A 3,463-nucleotide genomic window follows, 5' to 3' on the forward strand; every position below is an offset into this window, starting at 1 on the left:
GATCGGCTGATACTCGCTCCAGCGCTTGTCCGGCGCATCCTGCCCGGTGGCTGTCCGGTAGAGCGTATCCAGTGTCGCAGCAGCAGTGGCGCCCACGCTGCCCAGGTAGCCACGGATCAGGTGGTCGGCCTGCACCGGCGACAGGGCAAGCGGCGTCTTGTCGCCGAACACGCGCGATGCAGCAGACAACGCCCGGGCGGGCGCCGTGGTACTGTCGCGCGCCCGAAGCCCAGGGCTCAACCGCTCCATGCCGACCGTCTCGATGTCACGGCCGGTGAAGGCATCCTTGTTCGAGTAGATGTCGATCGCCGGCTGGAACATCTGCGGAACAGGATTGAAGGCGAAGGTCTGCATGAACATCTCTTTCATCCGCTCGGCGAACAGCTTGCCGGTGGCCTTGTCGTCCAGAGCCTGCTGCGCCATGCGTTCAGCCATGGTGGCAATCGCCCCAACCTCGAACGGCTTGGGCAAGAAGAAGGCGTTGTCGCCGATGCGGAAGAACCAGTAGGTATCCTTCTGCCATTCCTCCAGCTTCTGGTACTCATCGTCCTCGTAGTTCGCCAGGTAGAGCGCAATGGTCGCCAGCGTCAGCGCGCCGGTTACCACGCCGAATCGGGCCGCAGCCACGCGGTCGCTGTCGCTACCCTTGCCCATCGCCGTGAGCATCGCCGGCTTCACGCCAGACCGATAGATCTTGTCCAGGCCTTGCAGGCGCGCATTCAGGAACGGCACTACACGGGTCAGAAAGCGCACCGCAGGCCAGGCGCCGTGCTGGCTGAAGTCCATGATGTCGCGCGCCTCGAAGGCCGCCCGCAGGCGCCCCTTCTCTTCCACGTTCTGCACGTAGGTCGCCGCGCGCGACACGTTCTCGCTGGTGTCGGTCACCTTACCCCAAGCGTCCCACCCCTTGCGCAGGATGTCGGGGATCATCTTCGGGCTTGTCACCAATTCGGCGCCCTTCACCGCGCGCCGCAGATTCGCCTTCACCTCATTCACATCCGCGCCGTAGATGTGCCCGAACGAGAATGCCCCGCCGCTGGCCAACATCTCCGCCCGGGTACGCGGGTCGCGGTAGGCGCCGGCGCCCTGCATCAGATTTCTCGCGATGTTCTTGCTGGTCGGCGTAGTAGCCGTGGCCTGCATCAGGTCGCGCAGCGTGTTGGCGATGATGAACTGCGGCGTCAACGTGGTCATGTTGGTGAACACCCGCTTGAAGGCTGACATCGCCCGCACCGCGAAGTTGTTCAGCCCGCCATCGGAGAGCGCCGTCAGCGCCTCAAACACCATCGGATCGTCGATCTCGTAGAACACCCGCTCGCCGTTCGCCAGCACGAAGGTGCTGTTCTTCGGGTCGCGCCGGCTCTCCGGCACAACCCTGGCAATGCCCAGCTTCTCGGCGTTCTTCACCGTCTGCGCCGCAGCCTGGTTCTTCATGCTGGCCGACAGCAGATGGTGGAAGTTCATCAGGGTGTTTTCCAGCAGGTCGTTCAGGTTCTCGCGACCGCCCTTCAGCTTCTTGTACGCCTCCTGGCGACTGAGCCCCTTGCTTGCATGCGGGCCGGCCGGCCCATCGTCCTCCATCACCCGATAGAACGGCACGTAGAACTCGTCACGCCACATCGCACGGTTCTCCGCGCTGATGATTCCCGTCTGCTCGGCAATGGCCAGTACGTCGTCACGGTACTGCTGGAACTCGCGGAACACCTGCGCATAGAGCGCCGGTCGCACTGCGCCGCCCTCGGTCTTGCCGGCATTCAGCGCTTTGCCCGCAGCGATCTCGTTGGCGGTGAAGAGGTGCTCACGCCCTTCAGCCATCAGTTTCTCTGCGCGGTTCGCCGCCACCCAGGCAAAGAAGCGCTCCACCTCGGCCGGCGCGCCCAGCTTCTGGAGCACCGCCATCAGGCCGCCGCTGGCGTCGCCTTCCTTCATCTTCAACACGCGCTGCGCACCGTCCAGTTCAACCCGGCCGCCGGTCATCATCGCGCTCATGGCACCAGATGCAGCAGACGACATACGCGCCAGCACCCATGCGCTGTCAGTAATCGCCGTGTCGATGAAGTCCTTGCCGTGAAGCTTCTCGTCCATCTCCTTCAGCGCGGCGTAGCGGTCCACCAGACCCTGGCGAATCTTCGTGCCGATGCGCTCGAAGCGCGCCTTCACCCACTCGCTCGCCCGCACCTGTGCCGGCGGCGTACCAACCTTGTTCAGGAAAGCGCGCTGATCGGCGTTCAGTTCCGGAAATGCGTCGGCCGTGCGCGGCGGGGTGGCGCCAGAACGGCTGAAGCTCACGTCCGGCCGATTGACAATGTCGGCATCGGTGATTACTCTGCTGTTAAGCCTCTTGATGGTGTTCGCCTCGGGCAATTGGAGCCCGACCGCACGAAGCCATCTCGGGGCTTTCTCTTTTTGGTAGTAGCGCAAGCTGCCAGCCAGCCATCGCTCAATGTCCGCGATGTCGTCCTTGCCGTAAATGCTGGCGATCTTGTTGATGTTGTGGAACCCACCGCCCTTCGCATCCATGTGCACCGCCACCACAACCGGCCGCCCGCTATCGTCACGCGCATCGACGAGCGCGACCATGGCGCCATGTTCCGTGCGCGAGTCGAAAACCATCACCGGATCAGCAATCAGCGCCGGCAGATTGCGCAGTACCGCAACCGGCACGTCGTGACCACGGATCGCGGGGCGGCTTGCTTTGTGGATCATGCTCGACGGCATCTGTATCGGTAGCGCTTTGGCGCCAAGCGCACGCAGCACGGCCGGCGTATCGCCCACCGTCAGGTCTGTACGCGGCGCGTTTTCCGCTGCGGCAATACGATCAACCGCGCTGGCAAACTGCTGCGCATCGTAGGCGTCCGGCGTAAACACACTCTTCTTGCCACGCCCTTCGCTGGCAGATACCGACTTGGATTTCCCATCAACAGCGCCTCGCGCCGCCCGCTCCACCCCGACCATCGCATATCCCACCAAATCATCGACGGTCAGCGCACGGACCCAGCCATGCCGGATCATCCACGTTCTGAGGCCGGCGGCCACGCTGCGCAGGATGTCGCCGATCTTCTTGCCGAATTTCCGGTCGGCCCACGCGAAGAACTTGCTGTCGGCCATCTTGTAGCCCGCACTGCGCCCCTCGATCACCGCCTGCTCCACGATGTAGGGGGCCGCCTCCTTGCTGTCGGTAGCCGCGCCCGCCTTGGTCATGCGCTGCGCCGCGCGGTCGAGGAATGCGCGCGTGTTCTCATCCTTCTCCTGCGCACGGTTCATCAGCATATCCATCGCCTGCGCATCGATCTTCTTGCGCTGCTGGCCATGGACGGACTCATGCAACAGCACGGCCGGCGCCGTCACCGGGTCCAGGTTCGGCCCCACCAGGAAGGTCAGACCCGTGCGCGGGTCGTATATCCCGTTGATTACCCCGTCTTCCGAGAACAGTTTGATGCTCTCGTCCATCGAACGCCCGGTC

1 protein-coding gene is annotated in these 3,463 nt (G+C 63.9%); it reads right to left on the bottom strand.

The genetic code is table 11. The features are described from left to right. The coding region (locus tag ACMV8A_RS15590; RefSeq protein ID WP_495326801.1) for an LPD38 domain-containing protein at positions 1-3,450 on the bottom strand (3,450 nt) is incomplete at its 3' end. Positions 3,451-3,463: the final 13 nt, after the last annotated feature.

The organism is Sulfurivermis sp. (assembly GCF_059410345.1).